At 61.9% G+C, this 24,582-nt stretch carries 23 protein-coding genes; 20 read left to right on the top strand and 3 right to left on the bottom strand.

Annotated elements, in window-relative coordinates:
* Window positions 1-129: 129 nt before the first annotated feature.
* From RRF64_RS05210 to acpS, 10 genes are all read left to right on the top strand, one after another.
* Window positions 130-1,524, top strand: a complete 1,395-nt coding sequence (locus tag RRF64_RS05210; protein WP_323844761.1) for a Do family serine endopeptidase — start codon at window positions 130-132, stop codon at window positions 1,522-1,524.
* Between the two features lie 27 nt (window positions 1,525-1,551).
* Window positions 1,552-1,743 carry a hypothetical protein gene (locus RRF64_RS05205; protein ID WP_323844760.1) on the top strand — a complete coding sequence of 64 codons (192 nt, stop codon included), beginning with the start codon at window positions 1,552-1,554 and terminating at the stop codon, window positions 1,741-1,743.
* Window positions 1,744-1,775: 32 nt separating this feature from the next.
* Window positions 1,776-3,581: a translation elongation factor 4 gene (gene lepA, locus RRF64_RS05200; protein WP_323844759.1), complete on the top strand. Its 1,806-nt coding sequence runs from the start codon at window positions 1,776-1,778 to the stop codon at window positions 3,579-3,581.
* A gap of 50 nt (window positions 3,582-3,631) precedes the next feature.
* Window positions 3,632-4,399, top strand: coding sequence for a signal peptidase I (gene lepB / locus RRF64_RS05195; protein ID WP_323844758.1), 768 nt, complete (start codon window positions 3,632-3,634; stop codon window positions 4,397-4,399).
* Window positions 4,400-4,458: 59 nt separating this feature from the next.
* Window positions 4,459-4,917: a DUF4845 domain-containing protein gene (locus RRF64_RS05190; protein ID WP_323844757.1), complete on the top strand. Its 459-nt coding sequence runs from the start codon at window positions 4,459-4,461 to the stop codon at window positions 4,915-4,917.
* A complete protein-coding gene (gene rnc / locus RRF64_RS05185; RefSeq protein ID WP_323844756.1) occupies window positions 4,910-5,590 on the top strand; it encodes a ribonuclease III in 681 nt (226 codons plus the stop codon). The genes RRF64_RS05190 and rnc overlap by 8 nt, the downstream gene beginning before the upstream one ends.
* Before the next feature lie 237 nt (window positions 5,591-5,827).
* Entirely contained in the window at window positions 5,828-6,727 is a 900-nt protein-coding gene (era, locus tag RRF64_RS05180; RefSeq protein WP_323844755.1) for a GTPase Era, read from the top strand.
* Between the two features lie 19 nt (window positions 6,728-6,746).
* Window positions 6,747-7,142: a GFA family protein gene (locus RRF64_RS05175; RefSeq protein ID WP_323844754.1), complete on the top strand. Its 396-nt coding sequence runs from the start codon at window positions 6,747-6,749 to the stop codon at window positions 7,140-7,142.
* Between the two features lie 7 nt (window positions 7,143-7,149).
* The gene (gene recO / locus RRF64_RS05170) at window positions 7,150-7,908 is read left to right on the top strand and encodes a DNA repair protein RecO (protein ID WP_323844753.1); all 759 of its coding nucleotides are present in this window, start codon (window positions 7,150-7,152) and stop codon (window positions 7,906-7,908) included.
* Window positions 7,898-8,284: a holo-ACP synthase gene (gene acpS / locus RRF64_RS05165; RefSeq protein WP_323844752.1), complete on the top strand. Its 387-nt coding sequence runs from the start codon at window positions 7,898-7,900 to the stop codon at window positions 8,282-8,284. The genes recO and acpS overlap by 11 nt, the downstream gene beginning before the upstream one ends.
* A 113-nt stretch (window positions 8,285-8,397) precedes the next feature.
* Here acpS and RRF64_RS05160 read toward each other — a convergent pair whose 3' ends face one another.
* Window positions 8,398-11,283, bottom strand: coding sequence for a response regulator (locus RRF64_RS05160; RefSeq protein ID WP_323844751.1), 2,886 nt, complete (start codon window positions 11,281-11,283; stop codon window positions 8,398-8,400).
* A gap of 533 nt (window positions 11,284-11,816) precedes the next feature.
* On the opposite strand from RRF64_RS05160, the gene cysM reads away from it, so the two are divergent.
* The 3 genes from cysM to mazG all read left to right on the top strand — a co-directional run bounded on the left by cysM (window position 11,817) and on the right by mazG (window position 15,961).
* On the top strand, window positions 11,817-12,710 hold the full coding sequence (gene cysM / locus RRF64_RS05155) for a cysteine synthase CysM (RefSeq protein WP_323844750.1): 894 nt from the start codon (window positions 11,817-11,819) through the stop codon (window positions 12,708-12,710).
* A 20-nt stretch (window positions 12,711-12,730) separates the two neighbouring features.
* On the top strand, window positions 12,731-14,977 hold the full coding sequence (relA, locus tag RRF64_RS05150) for a GTP diphosphokinase (RefSeq protein WP_323844749.1): 2,247 nt from the start codon (window positions 12,731-12,733) through the stop codon (window positions 14,975-14,977).
* 171 nt (window positions 14,978-15,148) lie between these two features.
* Window positions 15,149-15,961 carry a nucleoside triphosphate pyrophosphohydrolase gene (gene mazG / locus RRF64_RS05145; RefSeq protein ID WP_323844748.1) on the top strand — a complete coding sequence of 271 codons (813 nt, stop codon included), beginning with the start codon at window positions 15,149-15,151 and terminating at the stop codon, window positions 15,959-15,961.
* Here the strand turns inward: mazG and RRF64_RS05140 are convergent, their stop codons facing one another.
* A complete protein-coding gene (locus RRF64_RS05140; protein WP_323844747.1) occupies window positions 15,962-16,957 on the bottom strand; it encodes a 2-hydroxyacid dehydrogenase in 996 nt (331 codons plus the stop codon).
* 199 nt (window positions 16,958-17,156) lie between these two features.
* Between RRF64_RS05140 and adk the strand changes: the two genes are divergently transcribed.
* From adk to RRF64_RS05105, 7 genes are all read left to right on the top strand, one after another.
* Window positions 17,157-17,810 carry an adenylate kinase gene (adk, locus tag RRF64_RS05135; RefSeq protein ID WP_323844746.1) on the top strand — a complete coding sequence of 218 codons (654 nt, stop codon included), beginning with the start codon at window positions 17,157-17,159 and terminating at the stop codon, window positions 17,808-17,810.
* Between the two features lie 131 nt (window positions 17,811-17,941).
* Entirely contained in the window at window positions 17,942-18,967 is a 1,026-nt protein-coding gene (hemH, locus tag RRF64_RS05130; protein ID WP_422732608.1) for a ferrochelatase, read from the top strand.
* Between the two features lie 159 nt (window positions 18,968-19,126).
* Window positions 19,127-19,978 carry a hypothetical protein gene (locus RRF64_RS05125; RefSeq protein ID WP_323844744.1) on the top strand — a complete coding sequence of 284 codons (852 nt, stop codon included), beginning with the start codon at window positions 19,127-19,129 and terminating at the stop codon, window positions 19,976-19,978.
* A gap of 298 nt (window positions 19,979-20,276) precedes the next feature.
* Window positions 20,277-20,999 (top strand): tRNA (adenosine(37)-N6)-threonylcarbamoyltransferase complex dimerization subunit type 1 TsaB, encoded by a 723-nt coding sequence (gene tsaB, locus RRF64_RS05120; protein WP_323844743.1) that lies wholly within the window; start codon window positions 20,277-20,279, stop codon window positions 20,997-20,999.
* A 6-nt stretch (window positions 21,000-21,005) separates the two neighbouring features.
* Window positions 21,006-21,803: an undecaprenyl-diphosphate phosphatase gene (locus RRF64_RS05115; RefSeq protein ID WP_323844742.1), complete on the top strand. Its 798-nt coding sequence runs from the start codon at window positions 21,006-21,008 to the stop codon at window positions 21,801-21,803.
* Window positions 21,804-21,809: 6 nt separating this feature from the next.
* The gene (locus RRF64_RS05110; RefSeq protein ID WP_323844741.1) at window positions 21,810-22,691 is read left to right on the top strand and encodes an NAD(P)-dependent oxidoreductase; all 882 of its coding nucleotides are present in this window, start codon (window positions 21,810-21,812) and stop codon (window positions 22,689-22,691) included.
* Window positions 22,692-22,794: 103 nt separating this feature from the next.
* Window positions 22,795-23,919 carry a tRNA-queuosine alpha-mannosyltransferase domain-containing protein gene (locus tag RRF64_RS05105; protein ID WP_323844740.1) on the top strand — a complete coding sequence of 375 codons (1,125 nt, stop codon included), beginning with the start codon at window positions 22,795-22,797 and terminating at the stop codon, window positions 23,917-23,919.
* 129 nt (window positions 23,920-24,048) lie between these two features.
* On the opposite strand, the gene RRF64_RS05100 is transcribed toward RRF64_RS05105, so the two are convergent.
* The gene (locus tag RRF64_RS05100; protein WP_323844739.1) at window positions 24,049-24,330 is read right to left on the bottom strand and encodes a hypothetical protein; all 282 of its coding nucleotides are present in this window, start codon (window positions 24,328-24,330) and stop codon (window positions 24,049-24,051) included.
* Window positions 24,331-24,582 lie beyond the last annotated feature (252 nt).

Raw genomic sequence — 24,582 nt, 5'->3', positions numbered from 1 at the left:
TGGCCAGATCGCCACTAATGAGTAACTTGAATGTCTCCCCGGGAGTCCACATTTTCTGCAAGTGGCCCTGAAGGGGATTCAAATACCATTGACTTCATAGTAGAAGGGATCATTAGGGGTAACAAACCTATGGTTAAACGCTACACGCAGTACTTGTTAGTTCTCTGCCTGTTGATATCGGGCGCCGCGAGCGCCCGGGGACTGCCTGAGCTCACCGACCTGATCAAGGAGAATTCTCCTGCGGTGGTGAAAATCAACACCATGGAACGCAGCCAGGCGGCGCGGGGTGGCCTGCCGCCGCAATACCAGCAGGAAATCCCGGATATCTTCCGCCATCTGCTGGAGCCGCGCCGCCAGCAGCGCCCCGTCGCGAGCATGGGGTCGGGTTTCATCATTTCTGCCGACGGCTACATAGTCACCAACAACCATGTGGTGGAGGGTGCCGATGAGGTCACGGTGACCCTGACCGACCGTCGCGAGTACGAAGCCAAAGTCATCGGCACCGACTCCCGTTCCGACCTGGCACTGCTGAAGATTGAGGCCGACGACCTGAAGCCGGCTCAGTGGGGCGATTCCGAAGAGCTGGAAGTGGGCGAGTGGGTCGTTGCGATCGGTTCCCCCTTTGGTCTCGACTATTCCGCCAGTGCCGGTATCGTCAGTGCCATGGGCCGCAGCATTCCCAACGAAAGCCGGGAGAACTACGTGCCCTTTATCCAGACCGACGTGGCCATCAACCCCGGTAACTCCGGTGGCCCGCTGTTCAATCTGAAAGGGCAAGTGGTCGGCATCAACTCGCAGATCTATACCCGCAGCGGTGGTTCCATCGGCCTCTCCTTTGCGATTCCCGCGAGTCTGGCGCGCGATGTGGTGGCCCAGTTGAAGGACAAGGGTCGCGTTGACCGCGGTTGGCTCGGCGTGGGTATTCAGGATGTGGATCGCAACCTGGCGGAAGCCATGGGGATCGGCAAACCTGCCGGCGCCCTGGTGGCGCAGGTTGAAGCCGGCGCGCCGGCGGCGGCAGCGGGTATTCTGGCGGGCGACGTCATCCTCCGCTTCAATGGCCAGAAGATCCTCGAGCAGGGCGATCTGCCCCACGTGGTCGGCCAGACCAGGCCGGGAAGCAAGGTTCCGGTGGATCTGATGCGCAAGGGTGAGCGCATGAAACTGGAGGTCACTGTCGGCGCGCTTCCCGGACAGGAAGACGATACGCAGCAGGCTTCGGTCAAACCCACTGCCGATGTGGGAGGGCGCCTGGGCCTGGTGGTCGACGAGATTCCCGAGGCACTCAAGCAGCGCTGGAATGTGGATGCCGGTGTGCTCGTCAAACAGGTGGTTCCGGGCAAGCCCGGTGCCAAGGCCGGCCTGCGCAGCGGCGATATCGTCGCGCAGCTGGGCTTTGACGCGGTCGGAGACCTGAAGGAGTATCAGGCAGTGGTCAAGGAGCTGCCGGCAGACGAGCTGCTGCCGATCCGCTTCTTCCGCGCCGGCCAGCCCACCTTCCGCACCATCCAGATAGACGATTAATGCGGATTGCGGAATGCGGAATGATGAATGCGCGAGCTGATCCTGTGCTTTGAAGAGGATCTCCGGCCGCGCCCCGGCTTCCGATGTCCTGAAAGCTGGGTCGCGGCCAGTATTTTGCAGTTGCTCACGTGGCTGGCCGCGCATTCCGCATTCCGCACTCCGCATTCCGCATTGTTCCTGATAGACTTGCGCCACACAGCCGGCACGCTTGCCGGCTAACATTTTGATTTTCCAAGGATTTTTATTCCGCAGTGGCCTCAGATCTCTCCCATATCCGCAATTTCTCCATTATTGCCCACATCGACCACGGCAAATCCACCCTGGCGGACCGCTTTATCCAGGTCTGTGGCGGCCTCTCCGACCGCGAGATGGCCGCGCAGGTGCTGGACAGCATGGAGCTGGAGCGGGAGCGCGGTATCACCATCAAGGCCCAGAGTGTGACCCTGGACTACACCGCGCGCGATGGCAAAACCTACCAGCTGAACTTCATCGACACCCCGGGACACGTGGATTTCTCCTATGAGGTGTCCCGTTCCCTGGCCGCCTGCGAGGGAGCCCTGCTGGTGGTGGACGCCGCCCAGGGCGTGGAGGCCCAATCGGTGGCCAACTGCTACACCGCCATCGAGCAGGGACTCGAGGTGATTCCGGTCCTGAACAAGATGGACCTGCCCCAGGCGGACCCGGACAAGGTCGCGGAGGAAATCGAGGACATCATCGGTATCGACGCCACCGAGGCGACCCGCTGCAGCGCCAAGTCCGGTCTCGGCGTCGAAGACGTGCTGGAAGACCTGGTGCGCCGGGTACCGCCGCCGCGGGGCGATGTGAACGCACCGCTGCAGGCGCTGATTATCGACTCCTGGTTCGACAGCTACCTGGGGGTGGTGTCGCTGGTGCGCGTGGTGCAGGGCACCCTGAAGATCAAGGACAAGATTGTGACCAAGTCGATTGGTCGCGCCCATGTGGTCGACGAGGTGGGTATCTTTACGCCCAAGCGCAAGGTGACCGGCGCGCTGCGCGCCGGCGAAGTGGGCTTTGTGGTGGCGGGTATCAAGGACATCCACGGCGCGCCGGTGGGCGACACCCTGACGCACGCCAAGGGCGCCGACGAAGTGGCCATGCTGCCCGGCTTCCAGAGGGTGAAGCCGCAGGTCTACGCCGGCCTCTTCCCGGTCAGTTCCGACGACTACGAAGCTTTCCGCGACGCGCTGGAGAAGCTGTCCCTGAACGACGCCTCGCTGTTTTACGAGCCGGAGACCTCCGATGCGCTCGGTTTCGGCTTCCGCTGCGGCTTCCTCGGCATGCTGCACATGGAGATCATTCAGGAGCGCCTGGAGCGTGAGTACGACCTGGATCTGATCACCACGGCACCGACGGTGGTGTACGAAGTGGTGCAGAACGACGGTACCGTCGTGATGGTGGACAACCCGTCACGATTGCCGGAAATCGGCTCCATCGACGAGATGCGCGAGCCCATTGCCGAAGTTAACATCCTGGTGCCGCAGGAGTACCTGGGCAATGTGATCACCCTCTGCGTGGAGAAGCGGGGTATTCAGAAGGACATGCAGTACGTAGGTAGCCAGGTATCCCTGCGCTACGAGCTGCCCATGAGCGAAGTGGTGATGGACTTCTTCGACCGGCTGAAATCCGTCAGCCGCGGCTTCGCTTCGCTGGACTACGGTTTTGTGCGATTCGAGGCTGCAAAACTGGTGCGCCTTGATATTCTGATCAACGGCGACCGGGTCGATGCGCTCGCACTGATCGTGCATCGCGAGAACGCCCCGCAGAAGGGCCGCGCCATGGCGGAGAAGATGAAAGAGCTTATCCCGCGGCAGATGTTCGACGTGGCCATCCAGGCAGCCATCGGCGGCCAGGTGATTGCGCGCACAACGGTCAAGGCACTGCGCAAGAACGTTACCGCCAAGTGCTACGGTGGTGACGTGACGCGCAAGAAAAAGCTGCTGGAAAAGCAGAAGGCGGGCAAGCGTCGCATGAAGCAGATCGGTCGTGTGGAAGTGCCGCAGGAGGCCTTCCTGGCCGTGCTGAAAGTAGATCAGTAGGGCGCCCGTGCGCCCTGCTGAAGGTTTGAAGGGACAGTAGAGAATAGTGAATGGATATTAACTTCCCCCTAATCCTGCTCTGGCTGGTGATCATCAGCGGTGCTATCTGGCTGATTGATAGCCTGTTTTTCGCGCGCAAGCGTCGGCAAAAGGCCGGAGAGCGGGCGGAAGAACCGGTGCTGGTGGAATATGCCAAGTCCTTCTTCCCGGTGCTGGCGATCGTATTCGTGCTGCGCTCCTTTATCGTCGAGCCATTCCAGATTCCCTCCGCCTCCATGGTGCCGACACTGCAGGTGGGGGATTTCATTCTGGTGAACAAGTACGCCTACGGCCTGCGCCTGCCGGTGTCGCGCACCAAGGTGGTGGATATCGGTGAGCCGCAGCGCGGCGATGTGATGGTGTTCTTCCCGCCGCACATGAACGATACCTACTTTATCAAGCGGGTGATCGGACTGCCGGGCGACAGGATAGAAGTGAAGAACAATGTGCTCTATATCAACGGCGAACGGGCCTCGCAGGAACTGATCCAGGCGCTGCCACCGGCCAGCCCGCAGGTAGAAGTGGTGTGGGAGGAGATTTACGGCCGGCGCCACCTGATGGCCAGGGACATCATGCCCAGCCGTTACAGCAACTTCAGTGCCACCGTGCCGGAAGGGCACTACTTCATGATGGGCGACAACCGCGATAACAGCCTGGACAGCCGCGCCTGGGGTTTTGTGCCGGAGCGGGACGTGGTGGGCAAGGCCTTCGCCATCTGGATGCACTGGGATCAGCTGTTGAGTTTGCCCAGCTTCAGCCGTGTAGGCACAATCCAGTAACCGCTTTCCTATAAGCGTTTCGTGATAGAAGAGTTACGATCGAACAAACTACAGCAATAATGATCGAGGGTGATTCCATGGGTACGCATATCCGTTCTACTCTTCGCCGCCAGCGGGGCATGAGTTACTGGAGCCTGATGCTGATTGTGGCGGTTTTCGGTTTTATCCTGACCTGTGTGTCCAAGATGGGGCCGGCCTATATCGACGCCTACTATGTAGACGAAGGTCTGAAAACGCTGGCCGAGAACCCCGGTCTGCGCGATATGACCCGCGGGCAGATCAAGAGCGAACTCGATCGCTACTTCCTGATCAACAATGTGCGCGGCGAGCCCACCAAGGCGGTGCAGGTCATCCGCGGAGCGGACAGTATGCTGGTGAGCGTGGACTATGAGCTGCGCCAGCCGCTGTTTCAAAACGTGGATGTGGTGATGAAATTCGACAAACAGCTCAACACCGCCAAGCCGGAGCTCTGCTGTGAGCCGCTGGTAGATTTGGAGCAATTCCGCAAACGTGACTGACCTCCTGCTAGAGCGCCTGTGCCAGCGCCTCGGCCACAATTTTGAGCGCCGGGACCTGCTGGAGCTGGCGCTGACCCACCGTTCCCACGGCAGCCGCAACAACGAGCGGCTGGAATTTCTCGGCGACTCCATACTCGGCTTTACCATCGGTGCCGCCCTGTTCGAACAGTTTCCCCAGGGGCGGGAAGGGCAGCTCAGCCGCCTGCGCGCCCAGCTGGTCAGCGGCGAGACATTGGCGAAACTGGCGCGAGAGATGGAAATCGGCGACTGCCTGCGTCTCGGCGAGGGAGAAATGAAGAGCGGCGGTTTCCGCCGCGCGTCGATTCTCGCCGATGCAGTGGAGGCCCTGATCGGCGCCATCTATCTGGACGCCGGCCTCGACACCGCCCGCGAGCGGGTGTTGGCCTGGTACGCGCCACGGCTGCAGGACCTGTCGCTGGATACCGCCAAGGATCCCAAGACACGCTTGCAGGAATGGCTGCAGGCGCGTCAGAAGCCGCTACCGGAGTACACCGTGGTGGATGTCGCCGGTGCAGAGCACTCCCAGCAGTTTGTGGTGGAGTGCAAGGTCAGCGGCCTGAACAAACCAGTGCGCGGCGAGGCGAGCAGCCGCCGGGCCGCGGAGAAGGCCGCGGCCACCGAGGCCTACAACCGCCTGACCGGGCAAAACTAATCCTACAATTTGTCGGGATTCCAAATTCGGCACCTGGGGAAAGGAAACAGAGACAGGTCTCGGACGCCAAGGCCCTGATACCGAAGGCCTCTTGCGGGACTGTTGGCGAGAGGGACCTCGCCGACAAGCCTCCAGGGATGGATTCACGGCGTGTCCCGCAAGAGGCCTTCGGTAGCAGGGTCGCCCCCACTGTTTCTTAGAATTGAAGAACCGGGGACCATTTTTCGGAGAACTTATTTGAACGACCAACCCTCCCGCTGTGGCTATGTCGCCATCGTCGGCCGCCCCAATGTGGGCAAGTCCACGCTGCTGAACCACCTGCTGGGGCAGAAGCTGGCGATTACCTCGCGCAAGCCGCAGACCACCCGCCACAATATGCTCGGCATCAAGACGCAGGGGCCGAACCAGATCATCTTTGTGGACACACCCGGCCTGCACGCCGACCAGGAAAAGGCCATCAACCGCTACATGAACCGCGCGGCGGCGAGTGCCGCGCGCGACGTGGATGTTGTGGTATTCGTGGTGGAGCGCACCCGCTGGACCGAAGGCGATCAGCTGGTGGCCGATAAGTTGCGGGGTATCAAGTGCCCGCTGATTATCGCCGTCAACAAGGTGGACCAGCTGGAGGACAAGGGGGACCTGTTGCCGCAGTTGCAGGCCCTGGCCGAGAGCCACCCTAAAGCGGAGATAGTGCCTATTTCCGCCCTGCGCGGTACCAATCTGGACACGCTGGAACAGGTGATACTGCAGCACCTGCCGGAGGGGCAGCACTTCTTCCCCGAAGATCAGATTACCGACCGCAGCTCGCGTTTTCTCGCTGCGGAAATCGTGCGTGAGAAGATCATGCGTCAACTGGGTGCCGAAGTGCCCTACCAGGTCACGGTGGAAGTGGAGGAGTTCAGCCAGGACGGCCCCATCCTGCATATCAGCGCCGCGATACTGGTGGAGCGCGCAGGACAGAAGCGCATCATCATCGGCAACAAGGGCGAGCGCATCAAGCAGATCGGCAGCCAGGCGCGCGAAGACATGGAGCGCCTGTTTGACAGCAAGGTCATGCTCAACCTGTGGGTCAAAGTAAAATCCGGCTGGTCTGACGACGAGCGCGCCCTGCGCAGTCTCGGCTACCGGGACGAGTGACGGGCCCAGAGGCAACGGCATGAATGTCAGGGAAGCGGCGTGCAGCTGCGGACAACTCAGGCTGGTGGCGCGGGGTGAGCCGGTGCGGATCTCGATTTGTCACTGCCTCGCCTGCCAGCGCCGCACCGGCAGCGTGTTCGGCGTGCAGGCGCGCTTTCCGGCGGATCGCGTGACCCTGCAGGGCGATAGCAGCGAATATGTCCGCACCGCGGACAGCGGCAACCGGATCCGCTTTCATTTCTGCCCCCACTGCGGCGCCACTGTGTATCTGCGGCTGGATATTGAACCGGCGCTGATCGGCGTACCGGTGGGCGCCTTCGCGGACCCGAATTTCCCGGCACCACCGGCGTCCATCTATGAGGAGCACATGCACCACTGGGTGACGCTGCCGGGCCCGATCGAGCATCTGCCCTGACGACGCCATGGCGACACAGCAATCACTGCAACCCGCCTATATCCTGCACTCGCGCCCCTACAGCGACTCCAGTCTGATTCTGGAACTGCTGACGCCGGAGTTCGGCCGGATTGGCTGTGTCGCGCGGGGCGCCAGGCGCGACAAGCAGCGCCGGCAGCAGTCGCTGCAGCCCTTTTCGCCGCTCCTGGTCTCGCTGCTCGGCCGCGGTGAGCTGAAGACCCTGGGCCCGGTGGAAAATGCCGGCAGCGCGCTGTGGCTTAAGGGCAGGGCTGTGTACGCCGGTCTCTACGCCAACGAACTGCTGGTGCGTCTGCTGCCAGTGGGTGAAGCGCAGTATGAACTGTTCGCCTGCTACCAGGGGCTGCTAGAGGCGCTGGCGCAACTGGACGGCAGCCGGGCGGAGCAACTCGAGGCACCACTGCGGCGTTTCGAACTGCAGTTGCTGTCGGAGCTCGGCAGTTGCCCCCAGTTGAGCCACTGCGCCCTCAGTCAGGAGCCGGTAACGGCCGACACAGACTACCGGCTAGAACATGAAACCGGTTTCGTGCCGGTGTACCGCGAGCGCAATGGGCGGCAGGTCGTCGGTGAATTTCCCGGCGCTGACCTGCTGGCGCTGGAGCGGGCACTGCAGAGTGGCGAATTCGCGCCTGCTCTGCTGGCGCCGGCGAAAAGGCTGACGCGCCTATTGCTGGGCCCGCTGCTGGGCGATAAGCCACTGCAGAGCCGCGAACTTTTCCGACAGGTTTACCACAACAATGATCGTTAGCATCGGCACCGATATCTGCAGCCTCACCCGCATCGAAGCCGCCTGGCGCCGCTTCGGCGACCGCTTTGTCGAGCGGGTGCTGTCGGAGGGGGAGCGGGCGGCTTTCCATGAGCTGGCGATTCCGAACCGCGCCGCCTACCTGTGCAAGCGCTTCGCCGCCAAGGAGGCGCTGGGCAAGGCGCTGGGCACCGGTATTGGCGCCGGCATTTCCTGGCAGCATATCGAGGTGCGCCGCCGCCGGGGCGAGGCACCGCAGGTATTTTTGTCCGGTGAAGCGAGGGCACGCGCCGATGCGATGGGGGTGGGGCGGATTCATCTGACCCTGTCGGACGAGAAGGACTTTGCCCTGGCCTTTGTAATATTCGAGGGAAAATGAGCGGGATTCCGGACTTTGCCGTAGGAGCGGCCCATGGCCGCGATTGAAGTCTGGAGACTCCTGCAAGTCCGATCGCGGCCATGGGCCGCTCCTACATCGACATCACGACTGCACTAATCGCTAACCGCGTCTTCCCGCTCTAGCCCGAACAGCGCATCCAGGTCCTGCTCCGAAGCCCACTCGCGCAGCGCGCGCACTTCCCGCATTACCGCCTCAACGCTCTGGCCGTTGATTTCCGCGGACTCCCGGTTCTGCAGCGGGCGCAACTCCTCCTGCAGCCGGCAGGTGGCCTCGCGCAGGCGCGGGACACCGCAATAACAGCAGCCGCCGTGCACGCGGTGCACCAGTTCGAACATCCCCTTGTGATCCCCGCTGGCGTGCAGCCGGTGCAGTTCCTGCTCGTCGGACACCAGCCCCTTGATCAGCATCTGCAGCATGTCCCTGGCCAGTCGTGCATCGCTGTTGCTGAGGCTGAGGCTCTCGCCGATATCCACCAGGCGCAGGCGTTCCAGACTGTGGTTTTCCGCCGCCAGCGCCGGGGCCAGTATTTTCATCCAGCGCCTGATCATATGGGAGAGCTGCGCTTGGCTGACAGGTTTGCTCAGGTAGTCGTCGAGGCCGGCGGAGAGCAGTCGCGCCTTCTCTTCGGCGCCCGCGTGTGCGGTGAGGGCGATGATCGGTATGCGACGGCCTTGCTCCTGCTCGCGGATGCGGCGCGTGGCTTCGATGCCGTTCATTCCGGGCATCTGGATGTCCATGAATATCAGATCAAAACCCTGTCCCTGCTCTCCGGCCTGACGCCACAGTGTCAGCGCTTCCTCACCACTGGCGGCGATGGTCGCGTCTATACCTTGGGCGCGCAGCAACTCGCTCACCAGCAGGCGGTTGGCCTCGTGGTCGTCCACTGCCAGCACTCGCGGTGCTGTAGGCCAGGGCAGGGCCGGGTGAATGCCGCTGGGGCGGTTGTGGGGCTGTTGCGGCGCAACTCTCTTGAGCGCGCGCAGCAGATTGTCGCGGGTAACCGGCTTGCCGAGGAAGGTGAGGACACGGGTGCGCAGCCGCTCGTAGCAGCGGCGCAGCTCCACCGGAGAGCCCTGTACGATCACCCGGCACTGGTAGGTATCCACCAGTGATTGGACGGTGCCAATGAATGCGTCGAAGTCTCCCCTGTCGGTGTCGCCGCCGGCACTGGCAATCGCGGTGTCGATAATCACCGCATCGGGCAGGGCGTCGTGGCGCCACATCTGCTCAATGGCCGGTTGCAGCGTATCGCAATCCGCAAGCTCCACGGGTTCCACCTGCCATTGTTTCAGCAGCTGGGCCACCTGCATCCGCGTCATTCGATTCGGATCGGCGAGCAACAGGCGGCAGGCGGGGAACTGTTCACGCAGCGGTATCGTGCGGCTGCGCTCGAGTAGTAGTGGCAACAGCACCCAGCAAGTGCTGCCGCCGCCGGCGGCATCGTCGATACCGATGCTGCCGCGCATGCGTTCCACCAGGCTGCGGGCAATGGCCAGGCCCAGGCCGTTGCTGCTGATCTGTTGGCTCTGCGGCTGGGTCTTGCTGACGAGTACCTGGTGCAGTTCGCGGCGGCTCAGGTCATCGATACGGTTGCCGAGGTCAGTGACGCTGATGCGAATCATCAGTTCCGAGTCTTTGCCGCTCTGCACGCTGATGCGCACCGGAATATTGCCATCTTCAGAACTGCGCACCGCGTTGCCGACCAGGTTCGTCAATATCTGTTTGATGCGCAGCGGATCGCCGACCAGGGTGTTTGGCAGCTGCGCGTCGATCAGCGGCACCAGTTCCAGCCGCTGCTCATAGGCGAAGGGTGCGAGTATCTGCAGAGTCTCCTCGAGCAGCTGGCCGAGGTTCATCGGTATGTGGTCGAGCACCAGATTACCGGATTCGATCCGCGAGAAATCCAGTATGTCGTTGATGGTGGTGAGCAGGTTTTCCGACGAGCGCAGAATGGTCTGCAGGTAGTCCTGTTGCAGTTCGTCGATATCGGTTTTCAGCAGCAGGTTGGTAAATCCGATGATACCGTTCAGCGGTGTGCGGATTTCATGGCTGGTATTGGCGAGGAAGGTGGACTTCACCCGGCTCGCTTCCAGTGCTTTCTTGCGGGCCAGGTCCAGCTCGATGTTTTGCTCTTCCATGCTGTCCATCGACTGTCGCAGGTCTTCCATCGACTGCAGCAGGTTGGCTTTGTACTCCCGCTGGTAGCTGGAGAGATTGTCTGCCATCTCATTGATCTGCCCGGCGAGCAGCGCGAGTTCCCGGGTTTCCGTCTTTTCTACACGCCTGTCGAACTGGCCGCGGCCGATGGCCTCTATGACCTGGCCCAGCCGGATGAGGCTGTGGGCAAAACGCTCCGACAGAAACACCGACCAGACCAGTGCCGCCAGGGTGCAGATGATCACGCACAACAGGCCGATCAGTAACACCTGATAGGTGCCTACCAGGAAGTAGGGTCGATGCAGCTCGATCGCGATCCAGCAGTGCCGGGGTCTGCCCTTGAGGGGATGCAGCACCTGCAGGCTTTCTTTGTCCTCGAAGACGAATGGCTCCCCGCCCCCTAGGTCAGCGGCACTGAGCGGGCTGCGCGGCCGCGGTCCCACACCGACCAGCAGGCGCAGGCCGCTGTTCGCATCCAACGGTTTGTCCGGGGTGGCCTCGGTGGAATAGACCTGCACCGAGCGCACCATATCCTTTTCCAGCATCAGGGCGAGCAGGCTCTGGTGCAGCCACTCCATGCGCACCTCGGTGGGCTGCCCTCCACTCAGTACAATCAGCTCCGCGAGCTGCTCCGCGCTGGCGCGGCCGTGGCTCAGCAGCAGCTGGCGGCGGTCGTGCATCTGCTGCAGCGTAAACACCACGCCGAGTATCAGTGCCAGTACCAGCGCCGGGGCCAGGGTAAAGCGAAACATGATCGCGCGCAGGGAGCGCAGGCGGGGCGGCGACTCCGGTGCCGGTTGCGGGAACTTGGATGCGGCCATGGCGAATTGATATGTGATTGGACTATTTTTGTCCGATTCTACTCCTATCGGCAGCATATGCCACCAGGGCCTGTTAACACTAAATTCGATGGCCGCGGCGGAGGCCGTTTTGTGTTGGGCCCATCCCTGCGCCCAACCCTGCGGGCAGCTTCGCAGCGCCCAATTGCTCCCCGCAATTTGGTCTCAAGGCAAGGCGCAGTGAGCGCCGTGTGGTTATTCCACCTAAGCGGACTGCAACGCCGCATTGGGGAAAAACGGCCCCGTCCCTTCGGGTTGCGCCCCAAAACGGGCCATGCAGCGTTGCTCGTCGCTCATTTAGCTTGCTAAACCACGCGCCCAGCCGCTCCACGCATTCGCGGCGCCTTCGGCCCTTGCGCCTTGCCTGGCCCGTTTTGGAGCGGCAACGCGGCTATCGAACTTAGTGTTAACAGGCCCTAACGAAAGGGTATATGACCGAGGTTCGCAGGGCGGTGCCGGGAAGGTAGAATGGCGCACCACTAAACTTTTACATCTTGTTTGCACCGGATTGCACTATGGATTACCCCACGATTGCCGACTGCGTAGGCAACACGCCGCTGGTGCGGCTGCAGCGCCTGCCGGGAGATACCAGCAATACGATCCTGCTCAAGCTGGAGGGGAATAATCCTGCCGGTTCGGTCAAGGACCGCCCCGCGCTGTCGATGATCAACCGCGCCGAAGCCCGCGGCCAGATCGCCCCCGGCGATACCCTGATCGAGGCCACCAGCGGCAACACCGGCATCGCCCTGGCGATGGCCGCGGCGATCAAGGGCTACCGCATGGTGCTGATCATGCCGGAGAGCGCCACCGACGAGCGCAAGGCGGCCATGACCGCCTATGGTGCCGAGCTGATTCTGGTGAGCGCCGAAGCGGGCATGGAGGGCGCGCGCGACCTGGCACTGCAAATGCAAGCGGAAGGCCGCGGCCTGGTGCTGAACCAGTTCGCCAATGACGACAATCCGCGCGCGCACTTCGAGGGTACCGGCCCGGAGATCTGGCGCCAGACGGACGGTCGCATCACCCATTTCGTGTCCTCCATGGGTACCACCGGCACCATCATGGGCTGCGGCCGCTACCTGAAGCAGCGGAACCCGGAGATTCAGATTATCGGTCTGCAGCCCACCGAGGGCTCCAGCATTCCCGGCATCCGCCGCTGGCCGGAGGCCTATTTGCCGAAAATCTTCGTGCCCGAGGAAGTGGATCGGGTCATGGATATGGATCAGCGCGAGGCGGAGGAGATGACGCGCCGGCTCGCCCGGGAGGAGGGCATCTTCTGCGGCGTCTCCTCCGGCGGGGCCGTGGCCGGTGCCCTGCGCCTGTCGGCGGAGGTCGAGCATGCGACCATCGTCGCGATCGTCTGCGATCGGGGCGATCGCTACCTGTCTTCCGGCCTGTTCGACAATAACTAATCAGGGGCTGACCCCAATACATGGTTCAAGTAAGAAAACATCACTCGTTCGGCGGTGACGGCGAGCTGGATCTGGAGTCCTGGCTGCGACACGTCCAGACGCTGGCCGGACTCGACGGCGGTGCCCTGGTTACGCTGCGCCGCGCCGCCGAGATGAGTGCCGATGCCGAGAAGCGGGCGATCGCCGCGGAGAACATCTGGGCCGAGGGCGCCAGCAGTTTTGCCACTGGCCTGGAAATGGCCGAGATACTCGCCGACCTGCAGATCGATGCCGAGGCCCTGTGCGCGGCCGTGCTCTACCGGGCGGTGCGGGAAAAGCGCCTGCCGCTGAAGACCGTTGAAGAGGAGTTCGGCAAGACTGTCGCCAAGCTGATCCGCGGTGTGCTGCGCATGGCGGCCATCCGCAGTCGCAGTGCCGACACCGGCGGGGTGAGCCGCAGCGTCGCGGTGGAGGAACACTCGGAAAATATCCGCCGTATGCTGGTGGCGCTGGTGGACGACGTGCGGGTCGCACTGATCAAGCTGGCCGAGCGTACCTGTGCCATCCGCGCGGCGAAAAATGCCGAGCCGGCCAAGCGCAAAAGGGTCGCGCGCGAAGTGGCCGACGTCTACGCGCCGCTGGCGCACCGCCTGGGCATCGGTCATATCAAGTGGGAACTCGAGGATCTCTCTTTCCGCTATCTGGAGCCGGACGATTACAAACAGATCGCCAAACTGCTGGACGAAAAGCGCCTGGCGCGGCAGAAATACATCGACGAGGTGTTGCAGCTTCTGCGCGATGAACTGGCGCGCGCGGATATCCATGGCGATGTCTACGGCCGCGCAAAACATATTTACAGCATCTGGCGCAAGATGCGCCGCAAGAATATCGGTTTCTCCCAGGTCTACGACATCCGCGCGGTGCGTATCCTGGTGCCCACGGTGCGCGACTGCTACGCGGTGCTCGGCATAGTGCACAACCTGTGGCGCAACATCCCGAACGAGTTCGACGATTACATCGCCTCGCCGAAAGAGAACGGCTACCGCTCACTGCACACCGCGGTAATCGGTCCGGAGCGCAAGGTGCTGGAAGTACAGATCCGCACCGTCGCCATGCACGAGGAAGCCGAGTACGGGGTCTGCGCCCACTGGCGCTACAAGGGCACCGATCAGAAATCGGAAGGTGTGGACGGCTACGAGCAGAAAATCTCCTGGCTGCGCCAGGTGCTCGACTGGCACGAGGAGGTGGGCGGCAACCCGCTGCAGGACGACCTGCAAGCCAGCGATATCGACACCCGCATTTACGTCTTTACTCCGGACGGCCACGTGGTGGACCTGCCGCGCGGCGCCACGCCGCTGGACTTCGCCTACAAGATCCACACGGAAATCGGCCACCGCTGCCGCGGCGCCAAGGTGGATGGGCGCATAGTGCCGCTGAACCACGAATTGCAGACCGCCAACCAGGTGGAAATCCTCACCGGCAGGCGCGAGGCGCCGAGCCGCGACTGGCTCTCCGCCGGCATGGGCTATATCACCACCTCCCGCGCCCGCGCCAAGATCATTCACTGGTTCAAGCAGCAGGCCCGCGACCAGAATATCGCCGACGGCCGCAGTATCCTCGACGGCGAGTTCAAGCAGCTGGCGCTGGTGAATTTCAAATTCGAAAAGCTCGCCAAGAAACTGAACATGCACTCGCTGGACGACCTCTATGCCGCCGTCGGTGCCGGGGATATCGGTGTGGGCCAGGTGCTGAATACCGCCCAGCGCATGGTCAGGGTCGACCGCGTCGAGCCGGTGCCGTCGCTGACCGCGCCGGTGGCGCGCGGCGAGGGCAAGGCGGATGTGTACATCGACGGTGTCGGCAACCTGATGACCCATATCGCCCGCTGCTGCAACCCGGTACCCGGCGACGACATCATGGGCTATATCACCCTCGGCCGCGGCGTGTCCATTCACCGCAAGGACTGCGCCAATATGCTGCGCATGCAGGCGGAGGAGTCCGAGCGGGTGCTGCAGGTGGAGTGGGCGGAAAAGCCCAAGGAACTCTACTCGGTCGAAATCATGATCGAGGCCTACGACCGCCACGGCCTGCTGCGGGATATCACGACGATGCTCGACAGCCAGCGGATCAACATTACCGCCATGCAGACCCGCTCCAATAAACACAAGCACACGGTGGACATGGTGCTGACCGCGGAGATCCACAATTTCGAGGAACTGAGCCGAGTGCTGCACCGCATCAACCAGTTGCCCAATGTGGCCTCGGCAAAACGCCGCATACTGCACTAGGGCCGGGAAATAAAACCGAGGGTCAATGCGAAGGCCCTGGTGCCGGGGGGCGCACGTGAAACATTTGCCGATGAGGCTGTTGAGCGGGCGGCCCCCGGCACCAGGGCCGCCCCGGCGTTGTTTAAAGGACTTGGGAACTAACCACTCGATTGGAAATAATGGAATTTCACTGTGCCGGACAAATACACCGTCGAAGACCTGCTCAACCTGATGGCCCAGCTGCGCAATCCCGAGGGCGGTTGCCCCTGGGATCTCAAGCAGACTTTCGCCACCATAGTGCCCTCTACCATCGAGGAGTCCTACGAAGTTGCCGAGGCCATCGAGGCCGAGGATTATGAGCACCTGCAGGAAGAGCTCGGCGATCTGCTGTTCCAGGTCATTTTCTATGCCCAACTCGGCCGCGAAGTGGGCCATTTCGACTTCCCCCGCATCGTCGACACCCTGGTGCGCAAGCTGCTGCGCCGCCACCCGCATGTGTTTCCCAGCGGCGACCTCTATGGCGACAACCGGGCTGATGCCATCCACGAGGCACAGGTCAAGGAGAACTGGGAGCTTATCAAGGCCGGCGAGCGCGATGCCAAGGGCGAAGGCGGTACCCTGGGCGGTGTCGCCCTGGGCCTGCCCGCGCTGACCCGCGCCGCCAAACTGCAAAAGCGCGCCGCCCGCGTCGGCTTCGACTGGCCGAGTATCGACGGTGTGCTGGCCAAGATCGAGGAGGAGCTCGCCGAGCTGCGCGAGGCAATCGCCGCGGGCGACCGCGAGCACGCGCGCGAGGAACTGGGAGACCTGCTGTTCTCCTGCGTCAATGCAGCGCGTCACCTGAAAGTGGATCCGGAAACGGCCCTGCGCCACTGCAACCGCAAGTTCGAGCGGCGCTTCAATGCGGTAGAGGCGGAACTGACCCAACAGGGGCGGCAGCCGGCGGATGCCAGTCTCGACGAGCTGGATAAACTCTGGGATAAAGCCAAGGACGCGGAAGACTAGTTAAGTGGCGATCAGCTGATTTGTGCACTGGCCACTCTGTTCAAACTCCGCCACATTCGCCAGTGTCGTCTTGGCAATGTTGGAAATGGCTTCGCGGGTGAAGTAAGCCTGGTGGCCGGTGATCAGCACGTTGTTGAAGGTCAATAGTCGCGCAAACACATCGTCTCCAAGAACCGTATCCGAGAGGTCCTCGAAAAACAGGTCTTCTTCCTCCTCGTACACGTCGAGCCCCAGATAGCCAATTTTCCCGGATTTGAGCGCACGGATTACTGCCGCGGTATCGACCACGGCACCGCGCGACGTGTTGATCAGGCAGATACCCTCGCGCATGTCCGCAATGGCCGCGTCATCGATCATATATCGGGTTTCCGCTGACAGCGGGCAGTGCAGGGAGATGATGTCGGACTGGCGGCACAGCGTTTGCAGCGACACATATTGCAGGCCCAGGTCGCGGCAGGCCCGACTCTCCACCGGGTCGACGCCCAGCAACTGGCAGCCGAAGCCGCGCATGATGTGCGCGAACACTGTGCCGATCTTGCCGGTGCCGACTATGCCCACGGTTTTGCCATGCAGGTCAAACCCCATCAGGCCGTTCAGGGAAAAATTCCCCTCGCGCACCCGTGCATGGGCGCGCACCAATCGCCGGATCAGGCAGAGAATCATCGCCACCGCGTGCTCGGCCACCGCGTAAGGGGAATAACCGGGTACATTGGCGACCAGTATGCCGAGGTCATTGGCGGCGCGAATGTCCACATGATTGAAGCCAGCAGAGCGCAGAGCCAGCATCGTGATGCCCTGGTCGCGCATCGACTTCAGCAGCGGTTCGTGCACCGGATCGTTGACGAAGACGCAGACCGCTGGCGCGCCCTTGCTCAGAACCAGGGTTTCCGCGTCGAGATGCGTGTCGAAGTAGTGCAGTTCGTGGCCGAATTGGCGGTTATAGCGATCGAAGTAGAGCTGGTCGTACGGGCGCGTGCTATAGATGGCAATCTTCATCGGTTGGTCATAATTTCGTCAGTCGGGCACTGACAAGGATAGCCGGGTGGGCGTGACCGGACACGGCGCCGCGGGGCAATGGCCGGGGTGGCAGTGGGCCGGCCCCTCCACCTTGCCCAAGTTGGGGTCTGCGTGTAAGGTAGCGCTCTTTTGGCGCGCTGGGCATTAGCTCGTCAACAGTATTGGAGGCTTTCTGACTATGCGAATCATTCTCTTGGGGGCGCCGGGGGCCGGCAAGGGCACTCAAGCTCAGTTCATTACAGAGAAGTTCGGCATTCCGCAGATCTCCACTGGCGATATGCTGCGCGCTGCCGTGAAGGCGGGTACTCCGCTGGGACTGCAGGCGAAGGACGTTATGGCGGCCGGGAAACTGGTGTCAGACGACCTGATTATCGCCCTGGTCAAGGAGCGTATTGCCGAACCCGACTGCGCCAATGGCTTCCTGTTTGACGGCTTCCCCCGCACCATTCCGCAGGCGCAGGCACTGCTCGATGCAGATATCACCATCGATCACGTGCTGGAAATTGCCGTGGATGACGAAGAGATCGTCAAGCGCTTGTCCGGCCGCCGGGTGCACGAAGGTTCCGGTCGCATTTATCACGTTATTTACAATCAGCCCAAGGTCGAGGGCGTGGATGACGTTAGCGGAGAGCCGCTGATCCAGCGCAGTGACGATACTGAGGAGACGGTGCGCAACCGCCTGTCGGTATATCACGAACAGACCGAGCCGCTGGTGGGCTTCTATCGCGAGCTGGCGGAACGCTCACCGGAAAGCGCGCCGAAGTACAGCAAGGTGATGGGTGTTGGCTCTATGGATGAAATCCGTGAAAAGGTCCTCGCTGCCCTGAGTTGATCCGCCGGCACACAAATTGCGTAGTAAGGCTCCCAAGTGGGGGCCTTTTTTATGTCTGCGGGATGCCATCCGTTTAGCAAGCCGATCCAGTAGCCGTTAGTATTTGCAGATTCCAATTCCAGGCAGGTTTAATGATGTCCACAGCCGTAATTCTGATGAACTTGGGCACACCGGCGGAGCCCACGGCTCCGGCGGTAAGAAGTTTTCTGCGTGATTTTCTTTCGGATCCCCGGGTGGTCGAAATTCCCCGGCCGCTGTGGCTGGCGATCTTGCATGGTCTGGTCTTACCTTTTCGGCCGCGGCGCATCGCCCCCGCTTACGGAGAAATATGGAATCGCAGCGCTGACGGCGCGCCGGTGGAGGGTTCGCCCCTGCTTTATTACACCCGCCGCCAGGCAGAATTACTGCAGGAATTTCTGAGTGACCAGCGGCCGGATATTACCGTGACCCATGCAGTGACCTACGGAAAGCCGCGGCTCGAGTCTGTGATCGAGGGTTTGCGCCGGCAAGGCTTTGAATCCTTTATCGTTTTTCCCCTTTATCCGCAGTATTCCGCCACAACCACAGCCGCCATTTATGACCAGGTGGCGCAAATCTTTCACAGCAATCGCGATATACCGGATATCACCCTGGTGCGGGATTACTATCGACACCCCCTATATATTCGCGCGCTGGCCAATTCGGTGCGGGAACACTGGGAGAAGCGCGGTGCCGCCGAGAAGTTATTGCTGTCATTTCACGGTATTCCCACGGCCAATATCAAAAAGGGCGACCCCTACTATCAACAGTGCCGGGAGACAGCGGCGCACCTGGCCAGCGAGTTGGGACTCCGGGAAGATCGGTGGCAGATCAGTTTCCAGTCCCGCTTTGGCAAGGCGCAGTGGTTGCAGCCGTATACCGACAAGACGCTGATCGATTGGGGGCAAAGCGGTATTGCCAGCGTGGATGTCATTTGCCCAGCATTTGCCGCGGATTGCCTGGAGACTCTGGAGGAAATTTCGGTAGAGAATCGCGCTAATTTTCTCAATGCGGGGGGTAAAGATTACCGCTATATCCCCGCATTGAATTTGCGCCCGGATCACCTCGAGGCGCTGGCGGCGATCGTTGAGGACAGGCTTCCGGCCGGGGAAGAGCGCTCGCCGCAAGATCTGAAATAAATACCCGGACCGCGCCAAAGAATGGCTGAACGGGGTAATTTGGCAAAAAAACCATATTTTTTTATAAAAAGCCTCTCATTTTTCTCTTTTTTCCTTGCAAAGCGGATTTTTTTTATTAACGTTTATAAAGTTGCATCGAATTAATTGGTGCAGCTTGCTGTGGGCTCGATAACTGCCGTCCTGGTGACGGCTTTTATTCAACAGCAATCCGGCAATACTGCCAGCACACTTTTGGATGTACTTCTTCTTATTTCAGAGAGGAGACAAGGGATGGCACGAGTAGCGAAAAAGAAAGCGCGGGCTAAACGCGCTGTGCGAGCAAAAGCTCCGGCTGCGGTATCGCCGGTAGTTACCAAGGCGCAAAATGCGGCGGATGCGGCGACCAAGCAGCTGGATGCACAGTTGGACCGGGTGGCGAAGGCGCGAGCCCGGGCGCAAAAGAGCAATTCCGCAGCCGCCAAGAATGCACTGACCAGCGCCAATGCGAAGGCCAGGGAATTGCGCGCCAAGACGGCAGCTGCGAAGGTGGATCTGGCCAAGGCGAAAGCGATGGACGCAGTGCGCCAGGCCGAAGAGGCAGCCAAGCAGAAAATTTCCGATATGGCTTCGAGTCTGTCGGCCAAGGCGGAGAAGGATCTCGCTGCAGCGCTCAAGGCCTTTGAAACCCGCTGGAAGAAGGCGCGGGCGAAGGCGGTTGCCAAGCAAATAAAATCGGCCGAGAAAAAAGCCCAGGCCAAGGTAAAATCCGCAGCCAAGAAGGCGGCGACCAAGGCCAAGGCCCTACAGCGTAAGGCCGCAGCCAAAGCCAGGGCCGAGGCCAAGAAGGTGGCCAAGAAAGCGGCCAGAAAGGCCCCGAAGAAAGCGGCCAAGAAAGCTGCAGCAAAAGGCACGGCCAAGAAGTCGGCGCGCCGAGGTCGCCCCAAGAAGGCACCTGCCAAGAAGACCGTTGGCAAAAAGACGGCCGCCAAGAAAACTGCTGTCCGTCGCGGCCGGCCGCCCAAGTCGGCTTAGTCCGGCCCACCCGAGCAGAGCAACGGCTCTTCCCGCGCGGAAGCCGTTGGTCACCCCGCGAAGCCCCGGTAGCACCGGGGCTTTTGCGTATTGAAAGACCTTCGGGGCGGGGAGCAGGGCAGCCACTCCGGTTGTGCGCACCGATTGCGCATGACGGAATGCGTCCGCCGTGACACAATTCGCCCCGCGCGCGGAGACCGGTGGCCGGAATCCGGGACTGGGAGATTAGACGTGACCCCGGTCAATCCAACCATTGCGCGGCCTGGGTGTCGCGCTGGCAGACAGACTGAGTGTAATTGTGAAAATTCTCGCCCTGGACACCACATCCGGAGCCTGTTCCGCGGCTCTCCTCTGCGACGGGCAGGTCAGTGAGCGGTTTGTGCGGGCGGAGCGGGACCATACCCGGCGCCTGCTGCCCATGGTCGACGAAGTGCTGGCGGAAGCCGGGCTCGTGCTCGGTCAGCTGGATGCTCTGGCGGTCAGCCGCGGCCCGGGTTCGTTTACCGGCCTGCGCATTGCCATCAGTTGTACCCAGGGGCTGGCGTTTGCGGCAGACAAGCCGGTGATCCCGGTATCCAGCCTGGCCGCCCTGGCCGCGGGTGCGCGCAGGGCGCATCCTCAGTGGCAGGCGTCCCCCATAGTCGCCATGCTCGATGCGCGCATGCAGCAGGTTTACTGGGGTATCTATGGCGCTGCCGCGCCCAATGACAGCCTGGTGCCGGAAGCGGTGCAGAACCCGGCTCAGGTATTGCAGACGCTGCAGAGTGCCGATCTGCCCCGGCCACTGTACGGCGCCGGTCCCGGCTGGCACTACTTTTCCGCAGCCGCGGCGCCCGCAGAATTCGCCGAGGCCCCGGTAGCGGCAACGGATCTGGAAGTGCCGATTCGGGCGCGGGAGATCGCCGAACTGGCGCTGCCCCTGTGGGAGAGGGGCGCCACCGTTTCTGCCGAGGAGCTGGAGCCCCTCTATCTGCGCAACGAGGTCACCTGGCAAAAAAGACAAAAGATCCGTTCGAAGTAGTAGTTCATGGAAATATTTCAGATTGTAATCCTGGCCCTGATCCAGGGGCTGACAGAGTTTCTCCCCATCTCCAGCTCGGCGCACCTGATTCTGCCCAATCAGGTATTGGGGTGGCCGGATCAGGGCCTGGCGTTCGATGTGGCTGTGCATTTCGGCTCGCTGATTGCGGTGGTGGCGTATTTCCGCCATGACATCTGGGCACTGCTGCGCGACGGGCTGGGAGGGCTGGTGAATAACCGCTTTACCGATGATGGGCGCCTGGCCTGGCTGATCGTTCTCGCCACCATTCCGACGGGCCTGGCCGGACTTTTCTTCAAGGGCTTTATCGAAACGCACCTGCGCTCCGCCGCGGTGATCGCCGCCACGACCATCGGTTTCGGTATCCTGCTGTGGTGGGCGGATGTGCGCGGCGTGCGCACCCAGACGCTGGCGCAGCTCAACTGGAAAAAGGCGCTGTTTATCGGTGCCGCCCAGGTGCTGGCACTGATACCGGGTACTTCCCGCTCGGGCATTACCATGACCGCCGGCCTGATGCTGGGGATGGAGCGCGAGGCGGCCGCGCGCTTCTCTTTCCTGATGTCTATCCCGGTCATTGCGCTGAGCGCATTGCTGTTGACCTACGATCTGCTGTTATTGGAGTCGGTGCCCTGGGGTGACATATTGCTCGGCACGGTGCTGTCCCTGATCAGCGCCTACTTGTGTATTCACTTCTTCCTGCAATTTATCAGCCGCATCGGCATGGCACCTTTTGCGATCTATCGCCTGCTGTTGGGTGCGGCGCTTATTTGGATGATCTGGGGGTAAACCGCTATGGCAACTGTCGCATTTCTGGGTTTGGGGGTAATGGGTTACCCGATGGCCGGCTATCTCTCCAGGGCGGGTCACGAGGTGCATATCTATAACCGCACCGCCAGCCGTGCCGATCAGTGGCTGCGTGACTACGATGGTGAGTCTTTTGCGACCCCCGCAGCGGCGGCCAGCGGTGCCGAAGTCGTTTTCGCCTGTGTCGGCAACGACAACGATCTGCGCGAAGTGGTGACCGGCGAGAAGGGCGCATTTGCCGCGATGGAGCGCGGGAGCCTATTTGTCGATCACACCACCGCCTCGGCGGATGTCGCCCGCGAACTGGCCGCAATCGGTCGCGAAAAGGGCATCGGCTTCCTCGATGCGCCGGTATCCGGCGGCCAGGCGGGCGCGGAGAACGGTGCCCTGACAGTGATGGTCGGCGGCGATGAAGCCGATTACCGGCGGGCACTGCCGCTGATCGACTGTTACGCCCGCGCGGTGAATCTGCTCGGTCCGGTCGGCAGTGGACAGCTGTGCAAGATGGTCAACCAGATCTGCATTGCCGGCGTGGTACAGGGGCTGGCCGAGGGCCTGCATTTCGCCAGGGCCGCCGGCCTCGATGCCGAGCAGGTGATCGATGTCATCTCCAAGGGCGCCGCGCAGAGCTGGCAGATGGAAAACCGCTACAAGACCATGCTCGCCGGCGAGTATGAGCACGGCTTTGCGGTGGACTGGATGCGCAAGGACCTGGCCATAGTGCTGAGCGAAGCCCAGCGCAATGGAGCCCTGCTGCCGGTCACTGCGCTGGTGGATCAGTTCTACAGCGAAGTACAGGCACTCGGCGGCGGTCGCTGGGATACTTCCAGCCTGTTCGCGCGACTGACGAATGTGCGTTCTTTCGACTGAATTCACCTCCAGCCGTAGGAGCGGCCCATGGCCGCGATTGATGTCCAGGTCTTAAATTGTGCTCGATCGCGGCCATGGGCCGCTCCTACAAGTGCGATCCACTATGAAAGTGTTGTTGCTCTCCGCCTACGATGCCGACAGCCACAAGCGCTGGCGCCGCGGTCTCGTCAAGGCAATTCCCGATTGGCAGTGGACAGTGCTCACCCTGCCGCCGCGCTATTTCAGCTGGCGTATCCGCGGCAACAGCCTGAGCTGGGGCCGGGGAGAGGCGGCGCAGACACTGCGCGGGCCCTGGGACCTGATTGTCGCCACCTCCATGACCGACCTGACCGCCCTGCGCGGGCTGGTGCCGCAGATTGCGAGTGTGCCCACGGCGGTCTACTTCCATGAGAATCAGTTCGCCTACCCGGTGAGCGGGGATGCCTATGCGTCGGTGGAACCGCAGCTGCTGAATATCTATACCGCGCTGGCCGGTGACCTGCTGCTGTTCAACTCCGATTACAACCGCCGTACCCTGCTCGAGGGTGCCTCGGAACTGCTGAAGCGCTTTCCTGACTTTGTACCGCCGGGGCTCTGCGCGGAGATAGACCGCAAGTCGCGCATACTGCCGGTGCCGCTGGAGGAAAGCGTGTTTGTCGAGCCGGAGGGGCGCGCGGAAAAACCCACCTTTATCTGGAACCACCGCTGGGAGTACGACAAGGGGCCGGACATCCTGCTGGCCGCACTGCGCCGCTTCACCCAGCACAAGCGGCCCTTCACCCTGCATCTCGTCGGCCAGCAGTTCCGCCGCCAGCCGTCGGAGTTCGCGCAGATCCGCAAACTGCTGCAAAAGCACGGTGCCCTCGGTGCCTGGGGTTACCAGTTGCAGTCGACGGACTACCGGCGGCTGTTGCGGCAGAGCCACGCGGTGCTATCCACCGCGCGCCACGACTTCCAGGGGCTGGCGGTGCTGGAGGCGGTGGCGGCCGGCTGCCAGCCACTGGTGCCGGACAGCCTGGCGTATCCCGAGTGGTTCGGGCGCATCGGTTACCATTTCCCGGAAGATGTCGAGTCCTGTGCGGCCAACCTCAGCAGGGCCATGCTCAAGTGCGCCGAGCGGCTGGAGAAGGGCGAATCCCTGAAAGTGCCGGACGTCTCGGAGCTCCGCTGGTCGAGCCTGGCCGCAGAGTACCGCGAACTTCTCGACAGACTGGCCAGCGGGGGCGCGCCCGGCCCACGACCGGCATAGGGCTGCGTATCACCGCCGCCGTTCGGCTGTCGCCGGGCCTGACTAAGACAATGCCACGCTTGACCTTCTGTCGAACGAATGGGGCCGCAACAGCGGCCTCACTCATTACTCACATGGGTAAAGCCCCGGTCAGGGAACCGAATCGGGGGGAGTGGTATCCGGGGGCGTCGTATCCGGGGGAGTGGTATCCGGGGGGACGGTATCCGGAACAGTCTGCTCCTCGATCACTTCCCCTTCCAATACCCCTTCTTTGCGCTCCATATCGCGGCCACACATACTCAACAGGCCAAGCAATACCAGCGCCGCCAGCGCCAGCCACAGCCACTTGTGCCAGCCGGGTCTGTGGCGGTGTTCGCCTCCCTTGACGTATTGGGGATTGTTGCGTCTGTCATCCGGTCTTTGAGAGTTCATAGGACCCCCTGTGATCTCGTGCCGATGCTAAATAACGGAATCCAAGACAGAGACTGCAGGCCACATTGGGCCGGCGGCCCCGTGTCTGTGGTGTAAATGTATAGTGGCCCGGGTTCTTTTAGTAATTTGTTGCTTATATTCTGACCGGAAGGTGTTGTTATCCTCGCAGGGGAATTCCGCTACCTTGGTTGTGGCGGCGCGTCAGGGGGCGGTTGCGCATACAACGACGGGCGCGAACCGGTTATCATTCGC

The sequence above is a fragment of the Microbulbifer magnicolonia genome (assembly GCF_035117725.1).
Lineage (GTDB): Bacteria > Pseudomonadota > Gammaproteobacteria > Pseudomonadales > Cellvibrionaceae > Microbulbifer > Microbulbifer magnicolonia.
Note: the sequence above shows the minus strand (reverse complement) of the source record. Positions and strands in the feature narration are given on the sequence as shown.

Coding starts and splice junctions, on each gene's coding strand:
- RRF64_RS05210 (WP_323844761.1), top strand. CDS start 130: ATGGTTAAACGCTACACGCAGTACTTGTTAGTTCTCTGCCTGTTGATA.
- RRF64_RS05205 (WP_323844760.1), top strand. CDS start 1,552: ATGCGCGAGCTGATCCTGTGCTTTGAAGAGGATCTCCGGCCGCGCCCC.
- lepB (WP_323844758.1), top strand. CDS start 3,632: ATGGATATTAACTTCCCCCTAATCCTGCTCTGGCTGGTGATCATCAGC.
- RRF64_RS05190 (WP_323844757.1), top strand. CDS start 4,459: ATGATCGAGGGTGATTCCATGGGTACGCATATCCGTTCTACTCTTCGC.
- RRF64_RS05175 (WP_323844754.1), top strand. CDS start 6,747: ATGAATGTCAGGGAAGCGGCGTGCAGCTGCGGACAACTCAGGCTGGTG.
- recO (WP_323844753.1), top strand. CDS start 7,150: ATGGCGACACAGCAATCACTGCAACCCGCCTATATCCTGCACTCGCGC.
- acpS (WP_323844752.1), top strand. CDS start 7,898: ATGATCGTTAGCATCGGCACCGATATCTGCAGCCTCACCCGCATCGAA.
- RRF64_RS05160 (WP_323844751.1), bottom strand. CDS start 11,283: ATGGCCGCATCCAAGTTCCCGCAACCGGCACCGGAGTCGCCGCCCCGC.
- cysM (WP_323844750.1), top strand. CDS start 11,817: ATGGATTACCCCACGATTGCCGACTGCGTAGGCAACACGCCGCTGGTG.
- relA (WP_323844749.1), top strand. CDS start 12,731: ATGGTTCAAGTAAGAAAACATCACTCGTTCGGCGGTGACGGCGAGCTG.
- RRF64_RS05140 (WP_323844747.1), bottom strand. CDS start 16,957: ATGAAGATTGCCATCTATAGCACGCGCCCGTACGACCAGCTCTACTTC.
- adk (WP_323844746.1), top strand. CDS start 17,157: ATGCGAATCATTCTCTTGGGGGCGCCGGGGGCCGGCAAGGGCACTCAA.
- hemH (WP_422732608.1), top strand. CDS start 17,942: ATGATGTCCACAGCCGTAATTCTGATGAACTTGGGCACACCGGCGGAG.
- RRF64_RS05115 (WP_323844742.1), top strand. CDS start 21,006: ATGGAAATATTTCAGATTGTAATCCTGGCCCTGATCCAGGGGCTGACA.
- RRF64_RS05110 (WP_323844741.1), top strand. CDS start 21,810: ATGGCAACTGTCGCATTTCTGGGTTTGGGGGTAATGGGTTACCCGATG.
- RRF64_RS05105 (WP_323844740.1), top strand. CDS start 22,795: ATGAAAGTGTTGTTGCTCTCCGCCTACGATGCCGACAGCCACAAGCGC.
- RRF64_RS05100 (WP_323844739.1), bottom strand. CDS start 24,330: ATGAACTCTCAAAGACCGGATGACAGACGCAACAATCCCCAATACGTC.